At 40.7% G+C, this 24,970-nt stretch carries 23 protein-coding genes; 2 read left to right on the forward strand and 21 right to left on the reverse strand.

Features of this window, described 5'->3' with window-relative positions; translation table 11 throughout:
- Positions 1–148: 148 nt before the first annotated feature.
- The 4 genes from ACTH6U_RS05165 to ACTH6U_RS05180 all read right to left on the reverse strand — a co-directional run bounded on the left by ACTH6U_RS05165 (position 149) and on the right by ACTH6U_RS05180 (position 4,998).
- Complete coding sequence (locus ACTH6U_RS05165; protein ID WP_441831737.1) at positions 149–718, reverse strand: molecular chaperone TorD family protein; 570 nt, start codon at positions 716–718, stop codon at positions 149–151.
- A gap of 346 nt (positions 719–1,064) precedes the next feature.
- Positions 1,065–1,943, reverse strand: a complete 879-nt coding sequence (locus tag ACTH6U_RS05170; protein WP_434720821.1) for a dimethyl sulfoxide reductase anchor subunit family protein — start codon at positions 1,941–1,943, stop codon at positions 1,065–1,067.
- Positions 1,940–2,581: a DMSO/selenate family reductase complex B subunit gene (locus ACTH6U_RS05175; RefSeq protein ID WP_441831738.1), complete on the reverse strand. Its 642-nt coding sequence runs from the start codon at positions 2,579–2,581 to the stop codon at positions 1,940–1,942. Before ACTH6U_RS05175 ends, ACTH6U_RS05170 begins: the two co-directional genes overlap by 4 nt.
- Entirely contained in the window at positions 2,578–4,998 is a 2,421-nt protein-coding gene (locus ACTH6U_RS05180; protein WP_441831739.1) for a DMSO/selenate family reductase complex A subunit, read from the reverse strand. The genes ACTH6U_RS05175 and ACTH6U_RS05180 overlap by 4 nt, the downstream gene beginning before the upstream one ends.
- A 192-nt stretch (positions 4,999–5,190) precedes the next feature.
- Here ACTH6U_RS05180 and ACTH6U_RS05185 point away from each other — a divergent pair, with 192 nt between their 5' ends.
- Entirely contained in the window at positions 5,191–5,964 is a 774-nt protein-coding gene (locus tag ACTH6U_RS05185; protein WP_294109733.1) for an AraC family transcriptional regulator, read from the forward strand.
- A 7-nt stretch (positions 5,965–5,971) separates the two neighbouring features.
- Here ACTH6U_RS05185 and ACTH6U_RS05190 read toward each other — a convergent pair whose 3' ends face one another.
- The 9 genes from ACTH6U_RS05190 to ACTH6U_RS05230 form a co-directional block, all read right to left on the reverse strand.
- On the reverse strand, positions 5,972–7,054 hold the full coding sequence (locus ACTH6U_RS05190; RefSeq protein WP_441831740.1) for an adhesin: 1,083 nt from the start codon (positions 7,052–7,054) through the stop codon (positions 5,972–5,974).
- Between the two features lie 14 nt (positions 7,055–7,068).
- Positions 7,069–7,599 carry a fimbrial protein gene (locus ACTH6U_RS05195; RefSeq protein ID WP_294109737.1) on the reverse strand — a complete coding sequence of 177 codons (531 nt, stop codon included), beginning with the start codon at positions 7,597–7,599 and terminating at the stop codon, positions 7,069–7,071.
- Entirely contained in the window at positions 7,599–8,126 is a 528-nt protein-coding gene (locus tag ACTH6U_RS05200) for a fimbrial protein (protein ID WP_294109740.1), read from the reverse strand. The genes ACTH6U_RS05195 and ACTH6U_RS05200 overlap by 1 nt, the downstream gene beginning before the upstream one ends.
- Positions 8,119–8,523 carry a fimbrial protein gene (locus ACTH6U_RS05205; protein WP_441831741.1) on the reverse strand — a complete coding sequence of 135 codons (405 nt, stop codon included), beginning with the start codon at positions 8,521–8,523 and terminating at the stop codon, positions 8,119–8,121. The genes ACTH6U_RS05200 and ACTH6U_RS05205 overlap by 8 nt, the downstream gene beginning before the upstream one ends.
- 56 nt (positions 8,524–8,579) lie before the next feature.
- A complete protein-coding gene (locus ACTH6U_RS05210) occupies positions 8,580–9,335 on the reverse strand; it encodes a fimbria/pilus periplasmic chaperone (protein WP_441831742.1) in 756 nt (251 codons plus the stop codon).
- 52 nt (positions 9,336–9,387) lie between these two features.
- Positions 9,388–11,970, reverse strand: a complete 2,583-nt coding sequence (locus ACTH6U_RS05215) for a fimbria/pilus outer membrane usher protein (protein WP_441831743.1) — start codon at positions 11,968–11,970, stop codon at positions 9,388–9,390.
- A gap of 73 nt (positions 11,971–12,043) precedes the next feature.
- Entirely contained in the window at positions 12,044–12,625 is a 582-nt protein-coding gene (locus tag ACTH6U_RS05220) for a fimbrial protein (RefSeq protein WP_441831744.1), read from the reverse strand.
- A gap of 61 nt (positions 12,626–12,686) precedes the next feature.
- Positions 12,687–13,238 (reverse strand): fimbrial protein, encoded by a 552-nt coding sequence (locus ACTH6U_RS05225; RefSeq protein WP_441831745.1) that lies wholly within the window; start codon positions 13,236–13,238, stop codon positions 12,687–12,689.
- Positions 13,239–13,412: 174 nt separating this feature from the next.
- Complete coding sequence (locus tag ACTH6U_RS05230; RefSeq protein ID WP_294109752.1) at positions 13,413–13,700, reverse strand: helix-turn-helix domain-containing protein; 288 nt, start codon at positions 13,698–13,700, stop codon at positions 13,413–13,415.
- Between the two features lie 689 nt (positions 13,701–14,389).
- Between ACTH6U_RS05230 and ACTH6U_RS05235 the strand changes: the two genes are divergently transcribed.
- Positions 14,390–15,010, forward strand: a complete 621-nt coding sequence (locus ACTH6U_RS05235) for a flavin reductase family protein (RefSeq protein WP_441831746.1) — start codon at positions 14,390–14,392, stop codon at positions 15,008–15,010.
- Positions 15,011–15,087: 77 nt separating this feature from the next.
- Here ACTH6U_RS05235 and ACTH6U_RS05240 read toward each other — a convergent pair whose 3' ends face one another.
- The 8 genes from ACTH6U_RS05240 to ACTH6U_RS05275 all read right to left on the reverse strand — a co-directional run bounded on the left by ACTH6U_RS05240 (position 15,088) and on the right by ACTH6U_RS05275 (position 24,958).
- Positions 15,088–15,657: an AAA family ATPase gene (locus ACTH6U_RS05240; RefSeq protein WP_441831747.1), complete on the reverse strand. Its 570-nt coding sequence runs from the start codon at positions 15,655–15,657 to the stop codon at positions 15,088–15,090.
- 461 nt (positions 15,658–16,118) lie between these two features.
- Entirely contained in the window at positions 16,119–17,765 is a 1,647-nt protein-coding gene (locus ACTH6U_RS05245; RefSeq protein WP_294109756.1) for a Na+/H+ antiporter, read from the reverse strand.
- A 285-nt stretch (positions 17,766–18,050) separates the two neighbouring features.
- Entirely contained in the window at positions 18,051–18,542 is a 492-nt protein-coding gene (locus ACTH6U_RS05250; protein ID WP_294109758.1) for a MarR family winged helix-turn-helix transcriptional regulator, read from the reverse strand.
- Positions 18,543–18,627: 85 nt separating this feature from the next.
- Positions 18,628–19,383, reverse strand: a complete 756-nt coding sequence (locus ACTH6U_RS05255) for a maleate cis-trans isomerase family protein (RefSeq protein ID WP_434720835.1) — start codon at positions 19,381–19,383, stop codon at positions 18,628–18,630.
- Positions 19,380–20,411, reverse strand: coding sequence for a carbon-nitrogen hydrolase family protein (locus ACTH6U_RS05260; protein ID WP_441831748.1), 1,032 nt, complete (start codon positions 20,409–20,411; stop codon positions 19,380–19,382). Before ACTH6U_RS05260 ends, ACTH6U_RS05255 begins: the two co-directional genes overlap by 4 nt.
- A 30-nt stretch (positions 20,412–20,441) precedes the next feature.
- Positions 20,442–21,353 (reverse strand): fumarylacetoacetate hydrolase family protein, encoded by a 912-nt coding sequence (locus ACTH6U_RS05265; protein ID WP_294109766.1) that lies wholly within the window; start codon positions 21,351–21,353, stop codon positions 20,442–20,444.
- A gap of 138 nt (positions 21,354–21,491) precedes the next feature.
- On the reverse strand, positions 21,492–22,619 hold the full coding sequence (locus ACTH6U_RS05270; RefSeq protein WP_441831749.1) for a cupin domain-containing protein: 1,128 nt from the start codon (positions 22,617–22,619) through the stop codon (positions 21,492–21,494).
- A 29-nt stretch (positions 22,620–22,648) separates the two neighbouring features.
- Positions 22,649–24,958: a bifunctional salicylyl-CoA 5-hydroxylase/oxidoreductase gene (locus ACTH6U_RS05275; RefSeq protein ID WP_441831750.1), complete on the reverse strand. Its 2,310-nt coding sequence runs from the start codon at positions 24,956–24,958 to the stop codon at positions 22,649–22,651.
- Positions 24,959–24,970: the final 12 nt, after the last annotated feature.

The following is a 24,970-nucleotide window of genomic DNA, read 5'->3' on the forward strand; positions in this document are numbered from 1 at the left end:
AATAAGAATCATTTTAATTTGTATTTATTATAGCTAAATCAACTATTCTATAATTATTTGTATTTTACTTTTTTATCATTCAAATATTACGCTTAACTCATTAAATTTAATCCAAAAAATTTGAAAGATATTAACTAAATTAAATACATTACCAGCGACATGATACTACCGTTGTGAGTGTTAATTTCGTTAATGCACTATAAAAAGGACTAACCGTAGCCACATTAAGTTGCTTAGTAAATTGTGGTAACCAGCAGCCTAAGTGATCGACAAGTAGCTCATTCAACGCCGTTTCTCTCACCTGTGAAGCCAATACTGCCGCTTGAAACAACATCAATCCAATATGATCTGAAGGCTCTGGGTATCGGGTTTGTACTTTTAAACGTTCCCGCTTTAAAAACTCACTCAATGCTACTGTTGAAGAACCTTGTAAGACACCTTCAGGATCGAGATAAACAGACCCCCAAGGCGGCGCAGGTAGCGCCTCTGGGCCAATAAATAAATCTGTCCATTGGCGATGAAGCTGTTTGATATCGATATTAAGCGCTTGAGTTATTTCCCTGCTCAATTGATTCTCTATTTTACATGGCCACTGAGAAGCAAAATCAGGGGTTTTAAAAAAATTCATCGCATATCGGCTGGTTTCATCTTCTGGTGAAAAAAGATAACAGGTCCCTAATATATTAAATGCCGCAGCATAATGTGAAAAATGGATCATAAAAATAACTCTTTAATTTATTTGTTTTTAGCCTATTAAATAGGTAGCTGAATGAAGCCAACACCACGACAACACGAAGTATGAACAACACCCAATACTCAAATAATTCGTGTTGTCGCTAGGCGGCAAAATAAAGTTATCCTTGGGAGCATACAAAAGTATGTGACCGAGGTAGCTGAATGAAGCCAACACCGCGACAACACGAAGTATGAACAACACCCAATACTCAAATAATTCGTGTTGTCGCTAGGCGGCAAAATGAAGTTATCCTTGGGAGCATACAAAAGTATGTGACCTAGGTAGCTGAATGAAGCCAACACCGCGACAACACGAAGTATGACGAGTATTAGTGAATAACGTAAAAACAGTACCTCAACATAAACTCCGCCACTAAAGCACAGCAACAGCCAGCAACTACATACTCCTGCCCTTTTGAACTGGATTTTATTTGACGAAATAAACCAAAGCCTAAAATAAATACCCCTAATATTCCGATAAGCCAGCTAGTGATACGCAGTGACCAAATTTCTTGGTAAGCATGAATAGAATCTATAGGAAATGTGATTGATTCATTATTATAACTTGCGTGTACTAGGTAACTTTCATAGACAGGTTGATAGACCAAACGAATAAATAAACTTATTCCTATCACACCCCACAATATCCATAATCCACGAGTCGAAATTTGTGCCGCAGTGAAACTAGCATTAAATTTCAGCAATAAATTAACCAGCAAATAATAGCCCGCGGCACCTAGAGTTAACATCGTGCCATAGAACATCAAATAGGTATTATCATTCATCCACGTTAACATTGAGGTATAACGATAAATTGATGCCATAGCATACACATCACACAGCCCTGCAATAATGGCAAGCCCGAGTAACACATACGACAACCGTTTTTTAAACCATAACCATAAGAAAGTGAGTCCAAGAAGCGAAAAGTAGGTGGCGGTAAACACCACTTCACGGCTCAGCCACGATGAAAAAATATTTAATAAAGAGTTAGGTGCATTAAGTGGAACCCCTAAGTGAGTGATAGAGGACAGCAATCCAATCCCTGCAAAAATACAGGCAACAAATAAATACCACAGTAAAAAAGATGACTGATTCTTGCCTTCCAATACTACGGTTAATTTTCTAGTATTTAGCCCTAGCATCACTGTTAAACCAATAGATGCCTGCATTAAAAATGTGAATAACAATAATGACCACTCATTCATTTTGTGCCGCCTTGATGATGGTTCGAACTACGCCCTGCGCCTTGGTGTGGATGAATCACTAAATTCGGGTGAGTAATGGAAGAGTCTGGCAACCCTTTCACATCCGCTTGATGGCCATAACGCTGTCTTAACTCATCAATCGGCCCGAACTGAATCGCCCCTAAAGGACAAGTCACCACGCATACCGGCTGCTCGCCCTTTAGTTGTAAATCAATACAAAAATCGCATTTCGACATTTGTTTGGTTTCTGGATTCATTTGCGGTGCGCCATAGGGGCAAGACCACGCGCAAGTACCACATCCGATGCATTTATCCGTATTGACGAGCACAATGCCGTCACCCTCTCGTTTATGCATTGCCGTCGTCGGACAATTTTTCACACACATTGGGTCATCGCAATGGTTGCATGAAATGGATAACGTATAAGCAAAAACGTTATTCACTAACCCGCCAGTGCCATTTTCGATAAATTCGCCCCCAGCAACTTCATAAACACGTCGGTACTTACGCCCCACATCGAGCTCGTTTTTATCTTTGCAAGAAACCTGACACGCTTTACAGCCAGAACAACGTGCCGAGTCAATATAAAATCCAAGCTGCTTATCGCTAATCGCTGGGTGAACAAGGAATTTACTCATGCTTTCGTTACCTCCACCAATAAGGTTTGATGCGCATTACCGTGTGCCATGGCGGTACTGCGCGCCGAAGTGAGAACATTGGCACACCCACCTTGATCGATGCCTTTTTCATCTGGCATCCACCATGCCCCCGCCTGCAAGGCGACCACACCAGGCATAATGCGCTGGGTGATTTTTACTGGCACCATAGTGATACCGCGGTCATTGTTCACTTTCGCGCTATCACCATCAGCAATATTTCTTCGCTTTGCATCAATAGGGTTTATCCAAAGCTCTTGGCGCTGGACTTCTTGTAACCAAGGATTGGCAAATTGGGTGGAATTGGCACGATTTCGCCCTTTCCAAGTAATCAGTTGCAATGGGTAACGTGAAGTTAGTGTGTCTTCAGGTCCTTCAATAGCAGGTACATAATGGGATAATGCAGGAATATCCACATCATGGCGGTCATGTAGACGCTTAGAGAAAATTTCAATTTTACCTGAAGGTGTTTCAAACGGATTATTGACTAAGTCTTTGATATTCTTTTCAAATGCAACATGTCCAGTATGAGGCTGATGTTTGAGTAAGTGGCGACGCTTAACCAGTAACTCATCAAAGGTTGGAATGCCATCTTCAGGACGCTTATCATGAGCATCGTTGACTAAGTGCTCTATCCACTGTTTTTCAGTGCGACCTTCACTGAATTGTTCGCCCACGCCGAGTTTATCAGCCACCTCACGTAGCCATTCATAATCACTGCGACGCTCAAATTCAGGTTCAATCACTTTTTCAGATAAAATAATATAATTACCGGTTCCCCACGTTCCGCCCACATTCCAACGTTCCATAAAACTGGTTTCAGGCAGCAAAATGTCAGCATATTTCGCACTTGGCGTCATATAAAGGTCGCTGTAGACGATAAATTCAACCTTACTTTCATCCTCTAAAACTTTAGCTGCATGCAAAATATCTGGATTCTGATTAGTCATGTAGTTGCCCGCCAACGAGAAAATCATTTTGATTTCTGTGTCGAGCTTTTCGGCATTTTTTAAGCCATTATTAGGCGTAACAAGATCTTTATTTTCACAAGCTTGCACCCAGTTAGTGATATTGATTTTCGCCTTAACCGGATTTTCAAATAGGCTTGGCCCTGCCAATGTTTTGCGCAAATCAGGCGTAACAGCCATACCGTAACCTGCTGCCCATCCGCCTTTCACTCCGACATTACCAGTGATGGTCGCCAGTAGTGTTGCTCCACGAGCAGAACGTTCACCACAAATATGACGCTGTGGTCCCCAACCTTGCATTAATGCAGCAGGTTTGGTGCTTGCATATTCAATAGCTAACTGTCGGATAGTCTCAGCAGGTACTTTCGTGATTGGCTCTGCCCATTCTGGGGTTTTGGCAACGCCATCTTTGTGACCCATTAAATAAGCCACTAATGACTCATTTTCTGGCACACCTTCTGGCATTTGGTGCTCAGCAAATCCGACGGTATATTTATCAATAAAGGCTTGATCATGGAGCCCTTCGCTGATGATCACGTACATCATCGCATCCATCATGGCGTTATCAGTCGTCGGTAAAATCGGGATCCACTGGTCGGCTAATGACGACGCAGTATCTGAATAGCGAGGGTCGACAACAATAAATTTGGTGCCATTTTTTTTCATTTTTTGAAAATAATGATTGGTATGACCAAAAATAGTTTCATTAGGGTTATGCCCCCATAGGATCACAAGTGGCGTATTTTCTAAAGTATCAAGAGTGCTACCACTAGCTGAAGTGCCATAGGTGTAAGGTGTCACCGCCATGGTGTTGCCGTTACTCACCGAATGGTAATTCTCCAGAAATCCACCTGTAAGATTAAATAAGCGGCGTAGCATATTGGCACCCGAGAAAATGCCACCAGTCACCCCCGTACTTAAGCTAACGAAACGAGAAGCAGGCCCATATTGCTGATTAATCCGTTGCATATTTTCTGCAATCAGCGTTGTTGCTTCTTGCCAGCTAATACGCTCAAAGCGCCCCTCCCCCCGCTTGCCAACTCGCTTCATCGGATACTTTAAGCGATTAGGATGATAAACAAATTTACGGTAACTACGTCCACGTACACAAGCCCGCATGATTGGCATTTCTTCATCTAGATCAGCATCTGGTCTTGTACTTATACGAGTGACTACTCCGGCTTTTACATGAGCTCGAATATCACATTTCCCACCGCAGTCAAAGCTACTACAGGTCGATACCACCCGTTCATCATCCTTTATGATTGTTTTTGTTGGAATGACCGAGGCGTCTTCTGCAATTGAAGCGACAGATTGAGACGCGATAAACGGGACAGCCATAAGTGCAGAGCTGCCTTGAATAAAGCGACGACGGGTGAGAGGTTCAATCAGGGGCTCATGGGTACCAGCCTGATTAGTTTTATTTTTCATGATAACCCTACCTTTGGCATGCATTAAGTTGCCGCGCTAGGGTAAACATTTATGTGTTTGCCAACTTTCGAAAAACAGACAAACAGATCTGAATTTCAGCCAACCACTCTAATTGTAAGGTTATTGTTATCGAGATTGCCAAAATTCACAAATTAAGCAACAATATTTGAATCTCAGCCAAGAAAGATCACTATGCGAAATATTCCACTTAAAACCGTCGATGCCATCGAACGCGATGTACTCGCTATCGGAACCGATTATTTGCCTAATGTGTTGCTAAATTCCCATGTTCATCGTCGAGCACAGTTTCTCTATGGAGCCACAGGGTTAATTGAAGTCAGTACCGCAGATGGCGAATGGGTCATTCCCCCCGATAGTGGTGTGTGGATACCTGAAAACACGCCACACGAAACACGAATGCTCAACGTCAGTACCCGCAGTCTCTATATCGAACCGAAAGCCGCGCCGCGCCAAAACCAGAAATGTGAGGTGCTCAGAGTATCGCCATTACTACGTCAGCTATTACTTGAATCCGTCGATATGCCTATCGAATATGATATTCACGGCCGTGATGGCATTATGATCCAACTTATTTTGCATGAAATTACCCAAGCTAAACCTTTACCTTTTTTCGCCCCCATTCCACGAGATGAAACCTTAGCTAAGCTGTGCCGTGAATTTCTTAAAAATCCGCAAATTACCTCTTTACCCCAAGAATGGGCAGAAAAAGTCCATAAGAGCGAGCGCTCATTTAGCCGCTTTTTTGGCGCTCAAACAGGATTATCATTTTCTGATTGGCGACAACAAGCTTGTTTGCTTAGCGCAATAACCCATATTTCAGCAGGAAAATCGATTACTGAAGTGGCTTTTGACTTGGGTTACAGCAGTGTGGGCTCATTTTCAACGATGTTTAAAAAATGGTTAGGGCAAACACCCTCAAGTTTTATTCAGCGAATTGGTGAATAAAAACAGGTTAATCAAAAGTCGCAATCAACCATGCAGATCCATGGTAATCCCCTGCATCTGCATTTTCCCCTTGAATACGACTACGAATATTGATCTCTCTCGACCCATGAATATCCAATCTGAAATCAGTACCTGATTGCCCCGTTAATTCATCTATTAGCACTAATTGGCTGTAAATTTTCTGATTGAGGTCATTGGTCAAAGGCAGACGCTTTTGTGGGTCATCATCTGTTGCATAATCAAGCCTCAAGTGAACTCTCGTCGATGAAACAAACTTACAACTGTAGGTAATTTTTTCCATGACGGTACTGTCATAGTTTAGGCTATTTAATTGCCCATGACGTAAATTCACCGTACCTGCCTGCCCTGTGCTGGTCATTGTTGAACATAATGCGCCCACATTAAGTTGGGAAGCCGCTAATCGCATGGGAACAGTCGACTCATTCAGTGGCCAACTATCATAAGGTGGAACAGTTTTTTGTGCTGTAAATGCGCGAACGTATCCGCCAAGATCTATTTCCGCAATTACCAATTGACCATCAATAATTCGCTCATTAATATAAAAAGTAATCGTTATAGGAAATTGATTCGTAAAGTTCGATGCCGGTCTTGTCATGCCAGGATAGGAATATGAACACATTCCCGCGTTGATATTCAGCCAATTCATGATTCGGGTCTCAACAGTCATCATTAAATTACTGTTAATATGATATGCCACTTTTCCTTCTATATTTGTTCCCAAGGTTGGCACATACATGAATAAACGATGAAATGCATTGTCAGAGAGAATCTGAGTATTACTGTCACCCCATCTTCGACCAACACAATCCACCAGCCCAGTCACACTCACTGATGAACCGCCTCCCTCCACCACAATTGGCTGGCCAACTCGATAATAATTTTTACCATCTGTCCCCCTATGTGAAGTTGGTTCTATCACGCTATTACTATCTAATTTAATCAAATAGCCCGCCGTTGGATTTTGGATTTTTGCTGCATAATCCGCGTTAGTTTTTACACTGTATAAAATAAAAAAGAGAAGAAAAAAACTGATTGGGTAAGTGCTAATTTTTGATTTAAGATTAAACATAGCGCCAATTTCCACTAGTTGTAAGTGACTAAAACCATCATGGTTGAGGTGAATTTTCCGACGGCTAACTGGCTCACTGGAACCGTATTCACCAGTTGAGCTTGCAAGTCCATTCGATACTGCGTTGCATCGATTTTTTCAGGGTAAACCAACTGTTTGATCCCTACATTCAATGAACGAACCTTACCGCCGGTAATATCACTGATATCAATACCTAGCCCATCCGTACTCGTCGCTAAAATGGCTTTCCCGTTATAAACTAATGAGCCATCATTTTTAGGCTCCAACATAATCGCCAAATCTTTATTAATATGACAACCCGATATATAGAGAGGAAAATTTTGCATCACGCTTAAATCACTAAGATTATCTATCTTGATAATACCAAAGCTAATTTTTAATGGTGAACTACTGTCTTCACTGCGAATATCACATGCAGGCGAAATCATTGTGGCCGTGACATCGACGAGTACATCGGCTTGCCCCATGGAAGTCAGCAATAACAAGCACCAAGAATATTTAGTTAATTTATTGATTAATTTCACTATTCATACTCCAGTGCAAATGTCACTCGACCTGAAAAATCGCCAACATTCGCCTCACCAGATGCAGGTTTGCGTGCTAATACCCCAAAGGCTATTTGTTGCTCGCTCCCGACGGTAGAAACCGCGCCGATCTCCATTGCGGTATTCCAAACAATGGGTTTTTCCTCACTATCCACCAACCCTAAAACGACGCCACTGGAACCTTGGGTGGAGATGTAACTGTTACCATTAATATTGACCAGCTGATGACTTTGCCAAGTGAATTTAATTGTTTTGTTTAAATCAGTTTGACTACAATTTTCAATGCCGATCGAAAATGGCGTAACCGCACTCGATTCATTTTCATTGATAAATTGCCACCGCAAATTATCTAACCGAATTTTTTTATTGATGGACTCAGCGGTCAATTGGCAAGAACCTCGCACAAGCACACCGCTAAATTCCACATCTAAGTGGCCGGAACTTGGTGCATGATGAGAAAACCCAATCATCATCAACAACCAAAACAAGGCAATCAGCTTATTCATAGATAACCTCTAATCGCAAAATGCTTCGCTTTGCGTCTAAAAAAGGTAGCTTTATTGCATTATTACCATTGAATAAACCAAGTGAATAACGACGAATAACTTGCCCCTGCCGTACATCATAAAACTGTAATATTACCGGTGTTTTAGCCGTTGCATGACGGATCGCCACATCATCAAAAACTTCTCCCGCTCCGCAATGAGTCAAGCTCAATCCTTGTTTTACAAGTAAGTTGCATGGCGCATTAAACACACAGGCATTCACATTCAACCACCCTTGCAGTGACGATTCGAAATTCGATTCTTTTTCGGTGATATTGATATCAAGGTTTTCTGCCATTGTGGAATAACTTAAAATTCCACCCATAAAAATCAGTGAGCACTTCATGATTTGGTTCATCATCCCTCCTTAGCATTTACCCGTAACAAGTAAAAATACCTATTTTTATATAACAATTACTGCTCTCCTGTTACGGTGCAGGTCTCTCCTTGGCAACTAAAAGCCAATGTAGGTTTACCACCATAGTCATTGATATAGGTAAGATAAGGCTTTGATATTGCATCGGATATAATATCTTTTGTCGATTTTGGAGAAACCATCATGACTTGAAAAGCGCTTTGCTCAGACTGTTGTTTGCTATTACCAAAACCAATCACAGTTAAATTAAATGGCGTAATATTATTGAGCCGATAACCGTTATGAATTCTTTGTAACGTCACTTTATGAGGCCACTTAGTTTCTGATTCAGCCAAGGTACTCGCAGGGCGATAAAACAATTTGACTCGTGATTGCAATGCAATCTGTAACGTGTTGTCTTCATTAGATTTCGGCGGAATTTCTCGTAAATTAAAATAAAATACTGACTCTCTATCTTGGGGCAATTGACTCAATAATGGCGTCGCACTTAAACGCACTAAACTTTGGCTATTAGGTTCTATTCGCTGCAAAGGCGGCGTTGCTAGCAAAGCGCCTTTCGTTAACTTATTCCCCTGTAAATCTTCTATCCAGCTCTGTGCTAAATATGCCTCTTCTGGATTATCATTGGCGATCCTGATATTGATTGAAGTTTTATCTCCTTGAAAAATAATGCGTGTTCTATCCAATGTCACTGCACCATAAGCACTAGCAGATACAGTAATTACGACAAATAAAGCTTTGGTAACGAAAAAAACTAACCCACTTAACTTGCCACCTATCTTTATGCTTAACATAACTAACCTCATAAAAATGTATTGAATCATGTAATTAGATGCAAAATATTACTTAGCTTTCGAATACTCGAGCCGGTGTGTTTTCTGGCGTGCAAGGTAACAAAAGCATATCTGACGTTGGATGGCGTTTTTCAGGTAAGACGAGTTCGCACTGTTTTTGGTTATGCCAATAAACAGACAGTTTTTCTTGTAAAGACACTCCAACTATCCATGTCACACCATCCTCCCCCACAATACCCAACTCTTGGTTTTCATCATTACGCACACTCGCACCAAAAGGTGGCGTTTTGCCATTATTCAGTCTCAAAATCGCAAACAACTTTTCCCCTTGCAGCACAGAAAAACTGCGATAACCAATCGCCCCTTTAGCGAGAGTGATATCAATAGTTGAATCTAGCGTTTCTATATTGTCGGGTAACTTACTGGTATTAATTGATGCAGTTGATTTACGATAACTATTCACATTAGGAATAACGGCTAGGCCAAAGGCATTGGTTTTAATCACGCCATTATCAAGAGGCACTCCACTAACATTTGGCGTATCGACCATCAAACGTGTGTCACCATTCGCGGAGCGATGCAGCGCTACGCCTTTAGAGGTCAATGTGATACCGCTATTTATTGATGCGCCGATACTGTGATATTGATGAGGAACATAGCTGGCATTAGCAGAAATATTGGCTTGGGATAAATCTTTTGAATAAAAACCACTGAAACTAGATTGGCTATCTATATTCTGCCCATGGTTATATCCCATATTGAGATTATAATTTTCTTGATCCCCATAACCGCTATAACCCACATTATGATTAAATTGGTTATTACCCGCTGAACGTGAATAAAGCTCAGAAAAAGTCAAACTATGACCGCTATACAAAGGGATTGTTAAATACAAATTAATTGCGTCATCTTCATAACCATTATCACGTTCTGTTCTAGTCGCCGATAAAGAAACATTGGCATTATGTTGAGATAACTGAGGAAAACTTATATTAGTATTGGCGTATAGACCATATTGAGTTTGAGGGTCACCCTGCCAATAAGTGCTGTATTGATAATTCATTGAGAGATTAAAATGATCAAAATACTTATTAAGATAAACTTGATAGTTTTCTTTCGCCGCCCGTGTTACTTGTTTGGTTCTATCTTCATCCATAAACTGATTTAATGTCCGATATTCTTTATCCGCAAAACGATAACCCGCAAAAGTAATATCAGTACGTACATCATCAAATGATTTTGCATAATTAAGCCGATAAGAACGGCCTTGTAATCTGTCATCTGTGAACTGTGCAAATGATTGCGTTATATCGATTGATACAGCTCCAACTGCAAATAAATCACGTCCAATTCCTAGTGCAACACTTTGGTAGTCAGTATTTAATTGGCTACCTCCATATAAAGACCACGCGTTTGATACGCCATAAGAAAGTTCGCTGCTAATAACAGGTTCACCGGTGAGATGACGATTATTGTAACGCGTTTTACCTGCTGCCAATTTATAGACTACCCGCCCCGGACGGGTTAAATAAGGCAATGATGCGGTGCTTATGCTGAATTTTTTTTCTTCGCCATTTTCTTCTCGTACCGTGACATCCAATACCCCCCTAACTCCGCTATCTAACGTTTGAATACGAAATGGTCCAGGCGGAACAGCCGTTTCTGAAATAACTCTATCTTGGCTACGCACAATCACAATGGCATTAGTATTTGCAACACCTATGATTTCAGGAGCATATCCCACCAATTTAGGTGGCAACATGCGATCATCGCTTTCAAGAGAAAGTCCGCTATATTGCCAAGACTCAAAAATGTCAGAATAAAAATAGTTTTCTCCCAATGTTAGGATAGCGGCTGACTCTTTTAATGAGGTGAAAGCATATAACCTTGTAAAATCAAATTGATGTGCTTCTTGAGGGTAATATCCACCCCGCTGCTTTTGATACGTTGCATTGAAATCACCCCGCAAACGCCAAGCACCTATATTTATCCCTGAAGTTCCATTGGTGGATAAATAAACACGCTTAGTTCCTTCGTTTTCCTTCGTTGCTGATGCGTTAACATTATAATCAATAAATCCCCCGTTCATCCCCTCTTCCCATAGTGCAGGAGGCACCCAAAAAGGGTCTCGATATTCCATCCAAACTTGAGGGATCGTGATTTTTAATGATAATGTGGCAAGTTCTACTTTTAACTGAGCCCCAGTTAATGCAGAAAAATCAAGGCATTTCCCTTCATGAGAAGTCATTAATTTTTCCATTGCACTACTTTTTAATCCCATTAAATCGCGTAAATCAGGGGAAATACAGATCGTCTGAGAAAATCCTGCTGTCGGCTGTTTTTGCTTATAAATTGAATGTTTTAAAACAGAGAGAGGATTAGCGGGATCTTTATAAACGGAGACCTCACGAGGAGCCCCTAAACGTAAGCCATTAACAAAAATAGTCAAAACATAGTCGCCGGGGGGTACATATCCCGCAACGGAAAACTGGCTCATATCAATATTTTGAATATCTTCGGCATCCAACATTTCCGTATTAAATTCAGTACCATAAACGGCCCATGAAATAATGCTAAGCGCGAACACAACAACCAGTCTGATTTTTTTATATTTGAAGCTAAATATGAACGTCATGCTCTATACCATCCCAAATACGATAAGAATGCTTCCCCAAAAAGAGAATTTCGCCAAAATATCTATATATGTTTTATTGATAATCGATGAAAAAACGGATTAGCCCTTGATAGCTGCCAGCTTCAATAGGTTGCCCTGTCAGCTCTAAACGTAAGAAATAGCGTAAAAAGAGTGTTTGTCCCGATTTACTTTGCCGTAATACATTGTTAGATAATGGGTAATTTTGCCCAGGAACGAGAATATTGAGCGAGTCATCCAGTACAGAAACCCCTAACCCTTGGGAAGCCCCCTGTAATACAAAAGCATGAATATATTCCGCGCTGTGTCCCATAAAACGTATGGTCCAAGTTTTATGATCCAAAGAAGAAAATGCGCTGCCACAATCACGTAGTTCAATGATAAAGGGCTGATTATGTAACTCTCGAGCAGTCTCAGTAGATAGCATAGTGAGTGTCAGTGATGAGAAATTAATAGTCTGATAACGATTTTCCATCACGATCGAACATGGCGTGGCAATAACACTCCCCATGATCAACGTCATCATATCGATACCTTGAAAATTTAATTTTTTAACTGAATGCGCAGTAGAACTCGTAAAAATATAAATAATTACTAACAGCGCTATGCGTCTCCCAAGATTTTGATAAACAATCATAATCTCCTCCATTCATCCGCTTATTACCCGTCAGATATAGACTGACGGGCATCCAACATCATTATTGGTAAGTAATGCGGAAATTGGATGTGGCATTAAATTTACCTTCAGCAACATCCTTAGTCGTATCAACCGCTTTTGCTAATGCTTTAAACGATAATGTGTTATCCCCTTTTTTATTAATAATCAGTGGTAAAACATCTTTCGCTTTACCGAATTCAAAACCATCAATGCCTATCCCAACATTATTAGTATTGCCCGCAGAAGTAGACAGTAATGTATTGGTAAGATCGGCGTAACGTTGCCCTGTAAAAACTAGCTCCATCGATTTAACTACCATGGGTTTTCCGCCGGAATCTTTATTGAAATCAGTAAAGTCACAACCTGTAAATTTAATATCAAAATCAACCTCAGCAACTCTACCATTTTCAAGAGATCGCCTAGATAATTGCCCAAAATCAATAACTTGCTTCAAGGAAGATTGAGCGATATTACAAGGAGAGCTCACGACCGTTCCAGTAAAATCAAGTGTTCCTGCATTTTCACTCATGGCACTGAAAGATAAAGTTGATACCGTAAAAGCGGTTATTAGCGCTAATTTAATTAATTTCATCCGTTTATCCTTTTAATTAAAAATTTGATTGAAAATAAATACACCATCAAAAAATTAATCGTGTAAATTTCATATTTATTTAACACTTCAATATTTAATAAATAGACATCATCTAAAATAAAAATCAGTAATCTGAATATTATTTAAAAAATAATTCATTGAAATTAAACAAATTTAATTTAGAAAAATAAAATCATTTTGCATCTTCATATCGGCAATTTCTTCAGAGTAATTCGCCAAAACTTGGAAAAAAAAATCTGGCCAGTCTTTATCTAATACTGCCAATAAAATATCTAATGTCTCAATATTGATACTTGTTTCTCCTCTTTCATAGCGGGATATTTGTTGTTGACTAACATGTAAAATTTCGCCTAACTGCAATCCAGTTAGTGATTTATTTATTCTTGCAGATCTTAAAAAAGAACCAATATCTTTACGTAATAGAATATTATTTTTCATCATATTAGAAACCAATAAATAATAATTTAAAATCATTTAATAGCCATTAATAAACGATTAAAAATAAATTAAGAATAAATTTAATTTTTAAAAAACGAACAAACTTGAAATTAAAATAAATATAACCTTATCAAAATATAAAATTATCAATTCAACCTGTAAATACGTTTGTATCGATCGAATAGATATAATTCAATAGCCAATATCTATCGAATAATAATAAATAGACATATGGGAAAATAAAAAAATAATAATACATATAAAAATCAAGGCCATAAAAAACAAATAAAAATCATAGTATAATAAAAAAATCATTTAATTATATTATTTAATGCGACCGATATCACAGTTATTATTTATTATCAAAATGAAACTATTATCTTATAAATAACAATTAAAAATCAGTTTAAAATTTCAGGAAAAATAAAAAACAATATTAAATAAATCATACCAACACAATATTTGAGTAAGAGCAACGCTCAGCCAAAGTTAAATTAAAAAGTGCAATACATCTATAAAATTAATTACAAGATATAATTATTTGATATAAAATAATTATTAACTGTTAATTAAGCTAATTAATATAATTAGTTATCCATTTAATGCTAACTCTATACACTGACTGCATTTTTCACTTTTTGACTCTACTTCTTATGTTGTTATCCATTAAAATAGAATAAAAGGAGAAATTAATGACAATTAAATTTTATAGTTACCAGCCCACCCTTGGCCATGGCTTGCCCCATGATCCAATCCCATCCCTAATTGCCCCTCGCCCTATTGGCTGGATATCGACTTGCGACAAGTCAGGAAGAACTAATCTCGCACCCTACAGTTTCTTCAATATTTTTAATTACTCACCACCGATTCTCGTTTTCTCAAGTGTCGGAAAAAAAGACTCCGTTACCAATGCAATTGAAACTGGCGAATTTGTTTATAACCTTGCAACGCTAGAGCTTAGTGAGCAAGTGAATATGAGTAGCGCAACATTAGAACGAGGTGAAAGTGAGTTTGCTTTAACGCAATTATCTACCCTCCCTTCAACAATAGTTACACCACCTCGTATTGCTCAGACCCCAGTCTCGATGGAATGTGTCGTGACACAATACCAACAACTTAAAAATGCGAGTGGACATCTACTCGATACTTGGATGATTATGGGAGAGGTAGTTATGGTGCATATTGATGAATCAACATTAGAAAATGGATTATATGATAGTGCGCAACAAAAACCCTTACTGCGTGCAGGTGGACCGGCAGATTATTATTGGATAGAACAGCAACAGAAGGTTAAAATGTATCGCCCTAAATAATGATGCACAGCTTACCCGTTGAAGCGACTGATACTATAGGCATAGACAATCAGCCGCTCAAACTCATTATTAGCTCATTAATAAAATTTACACACGAGCTGTTCCTGACTATCAGGATAGGAAAAATGTTTGGTTATCAAATCAAATGCTGCCTCAGACGTTTTAAATGGGTTTTCACCCGTTAAGTTACGCGCCACTAATCTTTTTTTGCACTCATCATTATCAACCGATAATACGTGAAAAACATATGGAACAGCCGATACTTCTGCCAGTGATTTCAACCATTTCCGCTGTGTTGGTGTATTAGCTGGGAAATCCATTACCACGGTGAGTCCCGCACTGATAAGCTGTTTAATGTGATTTTCTAACAACGTTTTAATTAACGCGCCTTTTTCAACATAATGAGCGAGTTCAGTAATTTCACCCGGATATAATTTTGTCAGCCACTCATCTTCATTGAGTACGATAGTTTGAGGGCGCTTCGCCAACTTGCTTGATAAGGTTGATTTTCCCGATGCAATTTTACCGCATAAAAAATGCAATCTTGCATCACTGATCATTTGAATCATCTCCTCAAGAGTATCCGTTGGTTGTAGATTACACTCGGGGTCAGATGCTAATTTCTGGCCATTTTTCATTGAACACATAAATAACTCCTACTGACAATTAACCAGACAGGAACAAAAAACCCGCCTATCTGGCGGGTTTAGAATGCAGCTTATCCCCACCACTAAGTGATGGTAATAATCACAACTGAATAAGCGACAAACGATGACATAATTTTTCCTAAAAACAATTAACTAATACATTATCAATTCAATGTTGGTTGTCAAATTCAATTGATAATACGGATGAATTATAACCTCTAAAAGAGTCATAGTTGATACTTTTAATACTATAATAAGAAGATTAAATGACCAAAAATACCGCTTAAATAGTAAAAATATTAAATATGAACCCAAAATAAATTATAAATAGTGCAAAAAATCTCAGAAAGAATTATGTGAGCTCGTCCAATTAAAAAAGATTATTTGTAATAACTTATAAATAAAAAACGGCCAGAGCACAACATCTCTCTGACCGTTCTAATCATAAAACTCAAGACTAATTAGTGTTTATTATTTTTATGATGATTTAATGTTTCTTCTTTTAAATCAAGCTCATCACGCAAACGATGATAAACACGTTCATTAATATTTTTACCTTTACGCATTTGATATAGAGCATCACGCTTAGCTTTAAGCGCTGAACGAGACATATTGCGCTCCATATCAATCATCTTATGTAAATCAAAGACATCTGACTCAGTTTCATCTGAGTTATCTAATCGTCTACCATAGATCTCTAATAACTGAGCACCAACTTCTGTCCGCATCGCGATTTCATCCATATCTTCCGACGGATGATTCATTAACTCGCGTAAATGTGCCATTGCAGCTTCATTTAGCGCCAAACGTGCACGAATTTCGTCATTATCATAAGGTAAGTCTTGTACTAATCCTTTAGTCAAAATAGGCAGTGCAATACTGGCAATCAGTAATGAACACAAAATAACACCCATAGCTAAAAAGATAGCAACATCTCGATTTGGGAACAAGGAACCATCAGGCATCAATAATGGCAGCGTTAAAATACCCGCCAAAGTAATTGCGCCCCGAACCCCTGCGGTTGCCATAATCGCCATCATGCGAATATGCATTACGTCAGCTTCTTTACCACGGCGGCGATTATGGAAGACGGTTAATGTCATTGAAATCCATACCCAACTGAATCGTAGTATTGCCAACGTAATAGTTATCACTGCAACATAGACAAACAACATCCATGGGTGGCTCGCTCCCGCGGCCTCAGCGACCTGTGGCATGTTTGTCCACATACCCGGCAGCTGCTCGCCCAATAAGATAAAAATCATACCATTCAATGCAGTTTGTACCGTATCCCAAACCGCTTTACTTTGCATACGGGTTGCCGCTTGCATACGACCTGCAATTTTTTCATAGTGCATTGCGATACCCGCAACCACCGCAGCTAAAATCCCAGAAACAAGTAAATGTTCAGCGACCAGATAAGCGGTAAATGGCATTAACAAGCTGATCATTATCTGAATAGCAGGTTCTTCACCCGTACGCTTAACTAAAAATTGATTTAACCAACCTATTGCCCACGCGACCAATAAGCCCACTAAAATCCCGCCAACAGCCACCACTACAAACTGGCCCGCAGCTGAAACTAAAGAGAAGACACCCGTTGTGGCCGCTAACACCGCAAAACCAAAACATACTAGCCCTGTTGCATCATTGAGCAACGATTCACCTTCAAGAATATGAGCCATACGTGATGGAAGAGGGGAATTTACTGTCATCGCAGAGACAGAAACTGGGTCTGTGGGTGACAATATTGCCGCCAATGCAAACGCGACGGCCAATGAAATCGCGGGGATCAACCAATGGATGAAGAAACCCATACCGATAACTGTAACGACAACCAAACCAATTGCCAGTGACATAATGGGTTTGATCTCTTGAAATAGCGCTTCTTTTGGAATGCGCCAACCATCAAGAAAGAGCAGTGGCGGAATAAATAAAAATAGGAATAAATGAGGTTCAAACTCAACCGTAAATCCGAACAGAGATAACCCTGCACCCAACGCTATCTGAATAAGGGGTAATGGGATAATATCTTTTAGCAAGCGTGAGACAAATACGCTCACAACAACGGCTAATAAAAAAACGAGTACAAGTGTCACTACCGACATCGATTGCTCCATGTTTAGCTAATCATTGATGATCAGTAAATAGATAAATTGAATCAATGTAAAGTCGCAATTTATGATGAGATAAAAAAAATAAAGAAATCAGAAACAACCATATCAATCATTGTGTTACAAGATATTATCCGCTCTACCCTCTCTAATATTATTTATTTATATCTTATTGATATTAAAAATCATATTCATTTTTTATCTTACAATCTAGCGAGTGCAATCAATAGTCGCACCAAACCGTCATTATTTGACTAGTTTGTCGCTTTCTAGAGAATCTTATTCAAGATCATTTTGCTCAGTTACATTTTTATCGACCTTATTTATATCAACTGAATGACGTTCGATAAGCTCTTGTAGTACTTGTTTTAGCATTTTTCTTTTTCTAGCCCCTAATGGAGCAAGTACCGCCTGTTCATGTAGCTGAGCCTCAACCAGTAACCCTTCAACTAACTGCATACCACTTGAAGTAACACTCACTAAAGTAACCCGTCGGTCACTACCACTGTGATTATTATGTCTAATCACATGCCCTTGTTGCTCTAATCGCTGTAGCACTCGGGTAATAGTGGGTTGTTTACTCACTGTTTTTTGTGAAAGCTCAGTGATCCCCATAGAGCCATTATTGGCAAGGGTTGAAAGTACACGCCATTCTAAGACAGATAAACCATGAGCCTCAACAACCGCATGAAATTCAGATGAAACTAACATCCATGCCTGCCCCAATAGGGCAGGTAGATAATTATCAACAAAGACTTTTGAATCTGACATCTCGCCCTCTTGCCTCTCTTGATGCATTATTGCATTTGTTACTAGAAGAGTAGCAGAAGGAAACTTAACTCTTAACATAATTTAGTTAAAACTTTCCACTAAGTAACGAACCGAAACCATCAACTCGAGTGTCTAAACCTAATTTTTTCAACATCATGTAGGTTGTCGCAACCGATGAGGACAATACGGGTAAACCCACTCGATCCTCAATCAACTGAATTGAAGGTAATGATGGCATTTGTACGCAAGCAGAAGCCACGATGACATCGACGTTAGTACTAAGTTTCTTCGTAATTTCAACCGGTGCTAATGGGTTTTGGCGACCCACTTCCAGATTATCGGGGATCTCTAATGAGATACTATCAACAACTTCTATCCCTTCGCTTTCAATATAATCGATCACTAATTGCGTCAACGGCTTCATGTAAGGCGTCAAAATAGACACTTTTTTCGCACCAATCGCATGTAAGCCATCGACTAATGCACCAGCACTGGTCACAACGGGTGCAGGATGACCGTTATCTACAGTGCGCTGAAATAAGCGTTTTTCTGATACTCGGTGGTACCCTTTACCCATACTCATAATCGCCACTAAACAAGCATAGCCAAGCACATCAACCGCAGCATCTGATAGCTCAATCGCACAGCGGTCGCTGTCTGAGTCCATTTTAGCGAGTTCATCTTTGGTGACTTTCTGCATACGCATACGGCTAGAATGAAAAGTAAAACGCTCTGAAAACAACGCTTCACGTGCACGTAAAATGGCAGGGATCTCCGTTTCCATCGTGGTATTTGATGAGGGCACTATCTGCCCGATACGAAAAATGCGTCCGTGGCTCATAGGCCTTTCTCCAATGAATTATCATCTGATGGTGTAAATGGGTTAAGTTCATCTTCATCTTGTCCATCATGATGAAAACGAGCAGCCGTTAAAGGACGACGATTAACCTGTAAATCAAAAATATCAAAACGATTATAGTGTCCGGTAATGTCATGCATTTGGCGTGGTGCAATGCATTTATTTAAATCAATATCCGCATAAACAATACCTTCTTGATCAATCAACGGCTCACCGATAACACGACCATCAGGACCAATAATGCCTGAAAATGCACTGTTAGGGCGCGCTAATAATTCGCGAGACTCTGGATGTGTTGCCGCCATAGCATCAATAATCTCTGGCGAAACCGTAGAGCAGGAAACAATAGTGAAAACTTTCCCTTCAAAGCAATGAGCAGAGGCACGCAAACGGATAGCCTCTGCCATATCGTAATCTTTCGGCGCGACAGGTAACGCAATATAGCTGGCGATATGGACGAGCTCACCTTGTGCAAGCAAAGCAAAACGTGCCAATGTATTGGTATTTTCGCCACAAGCCAAGGCACCCAAGGGGCCAACACTGGTTTGATGAACTTTCAGCGATGAAGCATCACCATTTGCCCAGGTTAATTTTTCAGCCCATGTCGGCACCAATTTACGATGACGCCCAAGAATTCGGCCTTCATCTGAAATAGTCACTAAGGTGTTATATAACGTGGCAACCCCATTAGGATTGCGCTCATTCACGCCAATAACCACATTGATATGATGGCGAGCTGCCGCTTGAGCCACCTTTTGAATTTCAGGCCCCGGTACTTCAATTGCTGACTTACACAGTTTTTCAAACCATGAGCTGCCATCAATCGGGTTCATGACCCAACTCCAATAAGGATATCCTGAAATAAACACTTCAGGAAAAGCCACTAATTTTGCACCGTTATCTGCCGCTTCTTCAATCAAGCGACAAACTTTATCTACGGTTGCGTCAGTATCGAGGAAAACGGGGGCGGCCTGCACCGCCGCAGCTTTAAATTGCGCTAAATTTAACATCAGTCACGCTCCTTGGTGTTGATACTGCAATTAGATTGCAACGACGGGATGGCGTAGCTCGCCAATTTTCTCGACGTATGCCTCAATCACATCCCCTGGCCACACCCACTCTTGTGGTGAACGACCCGCACCAACGCCTTCAGGTGTCCCCGTCGCAATAATATCCCCCGGCTCTAAGGTTATCCCTTTGCTGATATCTGCAATTAATGCATTTACATTGAATAGCATATGACGTGTATTTGAATCTTGTTTAGTCACACCATTTACTTTCAAACTGAGATTCAGTGTGTGTGGATCTGGGATCTCATCTGCTGTGACGATACAAGGACCAAAAGGTGCGAAGGTGTCTTGGCCTTTCGAATAAATCCATTGACCTGCACGGCGACAATCACGCGCACTCATATCAATCATTAAGCTATAACCAAAGACATAGCTCAGGGCATCATCATGAGAAACGCTTTTTGCTCGAGTTCCCATTATGACCGCTAATTCAACTTCCCAATCTAACTGTTGAGTAATTGCGCTGTTATGCTCAATCGCATCTCCAGGGCCGATCACGGTTGTTGGTGGCTTAGAAAAAATGACGGGCTCTTTTGGTAACTCTTTTGAGGTATCAAGCGTTCGGCTAGACTCAGCGACGTGCTCTACATAGTTAAGCCCAATCCCAAAAATATTTTTTCTCGGACGAGGGATAGGCGCCAAAATCTTCACATTCTGCACCGGCCATGCCGTCCCCGCTGGGAATTGCCCTTGATAAATATTGAGTAGCTCAGTGCCTGCACGTACTCCTTGTGGACCTAAATCAATAAAATCCAACATGTTATCCGGTAAATACTGCCCTTGCTCTTCGGCCAATCTTGCTAAATCAACCACTTGTTGATCAACAATTGCACCTAAACGTGCGGCAGCAGTAATATCTGAACGGTAAGTAATAAGACGCATAATTCTTCTCCTTGAGTTAGGTTTACTGACCTAACAAATTTGTCACTTAAAGAAATTCTTTATGTAAATAATCAAAACATACCCAAAATAATTCGCGCCAAGTGGTCATCAACACTTGAAACACAACGGGTATAATGATCAGCTGATAATCTTCTGGTGCCCATCATTCTCAGCCAGCGCTTCTTCGTAATAGAGCCCAAGCGAATGCATAACGGGCAAATCGTTAAAGCAAAATAAACAAGCGTCATCGTTGTTCGAAGTATTGACGTGTTCATGGAACATCCATGATGGCACACAAAAAATATCGCGTTCTTGCCAATCAAAACGCTGCCCATTAATAATTGAATAACCTTGACCTTTCGCCACTTGATAAATAAAACTTCCCGTATGGCGATGAGCTTTCCCCACAAAGCCAGGACGTAAAAGTTGCATACTCGCGCCAATCGTTGGCATTACCGGTCCTCCGGTGAGCGGATTGGTGTAATGCATGAGAACATCATCAAAAGGAGAGCCATCCGCCACTTTTGCAGCACGCTGTAAAGCTTCATAGGTCGGTCCCCACTGATATTTAAACAAGGGCGAATACGGTTTATCCCAACCAATATTATGTGGGCGTAAAGCCGTACCTGCCCACATGCCAACGGGGTAATCAATTGGCCTTGTCTGTACTTGGTTTAAATCTGGATGAACTTTATAAAAACCCGCTTCCAGCGCATTAACTAATGGAATATCTAAACCATCTTGCCAAATACACGGTAAACCATCATCGGCAACGCCATGCTCATGCCAAGTACCATTAGGCGTTAAGACAAAATCGTTAGCTTCTAACATCATTTTTTGCCCTTCAACGATGGTATAAGCCCCGCGACCCTCCATAATGAAACGCAATGCCGACGATGAATGCGCATGAGCAGATGCTGCTTCTCCCGGATGCATCACTTGTAAGCCTGAATAGAGCCAGCCCACTGCGGCAGCAACATCTTGTCGCCCTGGGTTATTTAAATAAATCACTCGGCGCCCTGCTTTTTCTGGTGTAACCAGTTCAACAGAACGTAAAACATGTTCACGTAACTCACGGTAGCGCCACAGCACAGGCACTGATTGCGATTTTGGCTGCCATGGCTCGATTTTGTTAGCGACAGTCCATAACGCACCTGTTTTTAATGCATCAAGCTCTTTGTAATACGCCACCAGCTCGGGAGTGTCTTCAACATCAGCACGTCCAGCGACACTTTCTCGGTATTGATCATGGGACTGAGTACTCATAAGGTTTTCCTCCTATCCGGCTAAGGCGCTTAGCGGTTTTTTGATTGTTGTAGTAATTGTTGGCGACCATATTCATAAGGTGCAGGCCAACTGACTGAATTCCACCCAAGGCGGGCACATTCATGAAGCAACCATGCCGGATCTGCCAGTAATGGACGCGATAATGCACATAAATCAGCACGACCTGACGCGATAATGCTATTAACCTGATCGGCATCAGTGATAGCACCAACGGCAATAACAGGTACTGAACCTTCATTACGAATACGGTCAGCCATTGGTGTTTGATACATACGCCCATAGACAGGCTGTTGTAATGGTGAAACTTCCCCTGAGGAGCAATCAATCATATCGGCACCAGCCTGATGCATGGCTTGCCCAATCAATACCGCTTCATCAACCGTGGTTCCGCCATCAACCCAATCTGTTGCAGAGATACGAACAGAAAGTGGTTTACCTTGCGGCCATGCATTTCTGACCGCACGAATCACCGCCAGCGGGAAACGTAAACGATTTTCAAGCGTTCCACCGTAGTTATCCGTACGTTGATTAGTCAGCGGTGAAATGAAACTTGAAAGTAAATAACCATGACCCGCTTGCAGTTCTAACCAATCAAAACCCGCGCTATCTGCGCATCTTGTTGCCGCAACAAATTGATCGATAATTGCAGCCATTTGCTTTTCGTTCAGTTCTGATGGCATCTGAGAAACATCAGGTAAATAAGGCAATGCAGACGCTGAAACCAACGGCCAATTATCTTTCGCTAATGGATAGTTTTCTTTTTCCCAACCACGCTGAGTTGAGCCACGACGCCCCGCATGTCCTAACTGTATTCCGATTTTTGCATCCGTTTTTTGATGCACAAATTGAGTCACAGCTTTCCATGCGATGACTTGCTCATCATTCCAAATACCCGGGCAACCAAGAGTTGCACGCGCATCGGGTGCGATAGCCGTCATTTCAGTCATGATAAGACTTGCCCCACCGAGTGCTCGGCTACCTAAGTGCACCAAATGAAAATCACTGACTACGCCGTTGGTTGCGCAATAAAGCATCGTTGGCGAGGCAATAACTCGATTTTTCAGTTCAATATCACGTAAGCGATAAGGCGTGAGTATGGGTGGGATTGGGTTATCAGAAGAGATTACCCCCGATTGCTGTGCAAACCACTGTTCATAGGTTTTCAACCAATTAGCATCACGAGCACGTAAATTCTCATGAGAAATACGCTGAGAACGGGTTAATAATGAGTATGCAAATTGTTCTGGTGCTAAGTTTTCATAGCGGCTGACATTTTCAAACCACTCAGTAGAATTACGCGCAGCATTTTGAATTTTAAACACTTCAACGCTACGTACTTTTTGATAGTGTGCTAATCCTTTGCGTAAATCACCGTTGGTTGCCTTCAAGCTTTCACAAAGTTCAATCGCATCTTCTAAGGCTAATTTAGTCCCTGAACCGATTGAAAAATGCGCAGTATGTGCAGCATCCCCCATCAAGACAACCGGTACATCTTTACCATTTGATGGTGTAGTCCAATGTACCCAGTTATCACAAATGACTCGAGGAAAGCGGATCCAAATGGCAGCGCCACGTAAGTGTGCTGCGTTGGCAATCAATTTTTCTCCATCAAGCCAAGGTGCAAATAGCTTTTCACAATAAGCAATACCATCCTCTTGTGACATTTGGTCGATACCCGCCTTGAGCCACGTTTCTTCCGTTGTTTCAACGATAAAAGTCGATAACCCTTTTTCAAATTGATAGGCGTGGACTTGGAACCAACCATGTTCATTTTCAGCGAACAAAAAAGTAAATGCATCGAAGATCTTCTTAGTTCCTAGCCAAACAAAGCGGCAACGGCGCTGATCGATATCAGGCTTAAATACATTTTCATAGCGTGTACGTACTGCACTATTGATCCCATCGGATGCAATCAGTAGATCCGCATCATACTGAAGTGCAATTTCTTGATCGTCCGTAACTAAGGTTTCAAAAACGAGTTCAACGCCGACTTCAATACATCTATCTTGTAAAATATTGAGTAATTTTTTACGTCCAATCCCAATGAAACCATGACCACCACTGCGATTGCAGGTACCTTTGAAATGAATATCGATATCATCCCAATGACTAAATTCTGCGGAGATAGTTTCTGCGCAAACTGGATCGGCTTTGCGCAAATTACTGAGCGTTGCATCAGAGAACACGACACCCCAACCAAAAGTGTCATAAGGACGGTTACGTTCAACGACCACCACACGGTTTTGTGGATTTTGCAATTTCATCAGCAACCCGAAATAAAGCCCTGCGGGACCGCCGCCAATACAAACGATATTCATGGAATGTCTCCT

This window comes from Providencia sp., assembly GCF_052096715.1.
GTDB lineage: Bacteria > Pseudomonadota > Gammaproteobacteria > Enterobacterales > Enterobacteriaceae > Providencia.

Bases quoted from the DNA above. Each gene is read 5' to 3' on its own strand.
- ACTH6U_RS05165 (WP_441831737.1), bottom strand. From the start codon at position 718: ATGATCCATTTTTCACATTATGCTGCGGCATTTAATATATTAGGGACC.
- ACTH6U_RS05170 (WP_434720821.1), bottom strand. From the start codon at position 1,943: ATGAATGAGTGGTCATTATTGTTATTCACATTTTTAATGCAGGCATCT.
- ACTH6U_RS05175 (WP_441831738.1), bottom strand. From the start codon at position 2,581: ATGAGTAAATTCCTTGTTCACCCAGCGATTAGCGATAAGCAGCTTGGA.
- ACTH6U_RS05180 (WP_441831739.1), bottom strand. From the start codon at position 4,998: ATGAAAAATAAAACTAATCAGGCTGGTACCCATGAGCCCCTGATTGAA.
- ACTH6U_RS05185 (WP_294109733.1), top strand. From the start codon at position 5,191: ATGCGAAATATTCCACTTAAAACCGTCGATGCCATCGAACGCGATGTA.
- ACTH6U_RS05190 (WP_441831740.1), bottom strand. From the start codon at position 7,054: ATGTTTAATCTTAAATCAAAAATTAGCACTTACCCAATCAGTTTTTTT.
- ACTH6U_RS05200 (WP_294109740.1), bottom strand. From the start codon at position 8,126: ATGAATAAGCTGATTGCCTTGTTTTGGTTGTTGATGATGATTGGGTTT.
- ACTH6U_RS05205 (WP_441831741.1), bottom strand. From the start codon at position 8,523: ATGAACCAAATCATGAAGTGCTCACTGATTTTTATGGGTGGAATTTTA.
- ACTH6U_RS05210 (WP_441831742.1), bottom strand. From the start codon at position 9,335: ATGTTAAGCATAAAGATAGGTGGCAAGTTAAGTGGGTTAGTTTTTTTC.
- ACTH6U_RS05215 (WP_441831743.1), bottom strand. From the start codon at position 11,970: ATGACGTTCATATTTAGCTTCAAATATAAAAAAATCAGACTGGTTGTT.
- ACTH6U_RS05220 (WP_441831744.1), bottom strand. From the start codon at position 12,625: ATGATTGTTTATCAAAATCTTGGGAGACGCATAGCGCTGTTAGTAATT.
- ACTH6U_RS05225 (WP_441831745.1), bottom strand. From the start codon at position 13,238: ATGAAATTAATTAAATTAGCGCTAATAACCGCTTTTACGGTATCAACT.
- ACTH6U_RS05230 (WP_294109752.1), bottom strand. From the start codon at position 13,700: ATGATGAAAAATAATATTCTATTACGTAAAGATATTGGTTCTTTTTTA.
- ACTH6U_RS05235 (WP_441831746.1), top strand. From the start codon at position 14,390: ATGACAATTAAATTTTATAGTTACCAGCCCACCCTTGGCCATGGCTTG.
- ACTH6U_RS05240 (WP_441831747.1), bottom strand. From the start codon at position 15,657: ATGTGTTCAATGAAAAATGGCCAGAAATTAGCATCTGACCCCGAGTGT.
- ACTH6U_RS05245 (WP_294109756.1), bottom strand. From the start codon at position 17,765: ATGTCGGTAGTGACACTTGTACTCGTTTTTTTATTAGCCGTTGTTGTG.
- ACTH6U_RS05250 (WP_294109758.1), bottom strand. From the start codon at position 18,542: ATGTCAGATTCAAAAGTCTTTGTTGATAATTATCTACCTGCCCTATTG.
- ACTH6U_RS05255 (WP_434720835.1), bottom strand. From the start codon at position 19,383: ATGAGCCACGGACGCATTTTTCGTATCGGGCAGATAGTGCCCTCATCA.
- ACTH6U_RS05260 (WP_441831748.1), bottom strand. From the start codon at position 20,411: ATGTTAAATTTAGCGCAATTTAAAGCTGCGGCGGTGCAGGCCGCCCCC.
- ACTH6U_RS05265 (WP_294109766.1), bottom strand. From the start codon at position 21,353: ATGCGTCTTATTACTTACCGTTCAGATATTACTGCTGCCGCACGTTTA.
- ACTH6U_RS05270 (WP_441831749.1), bottom strand. From the start codon at position 22,619: ATGAGTACTCAGTCCCATGATCAATACCGAGAAAGTGTCGCTGGACGT.
- ACTH6U_RS05275 (WP_441831750.1), bottom strand. From the start codon at position 24,958: ATGAATATCGTTTGTATTGGCGGCGGTCCCGCAGGGCTTTATTTCGGG.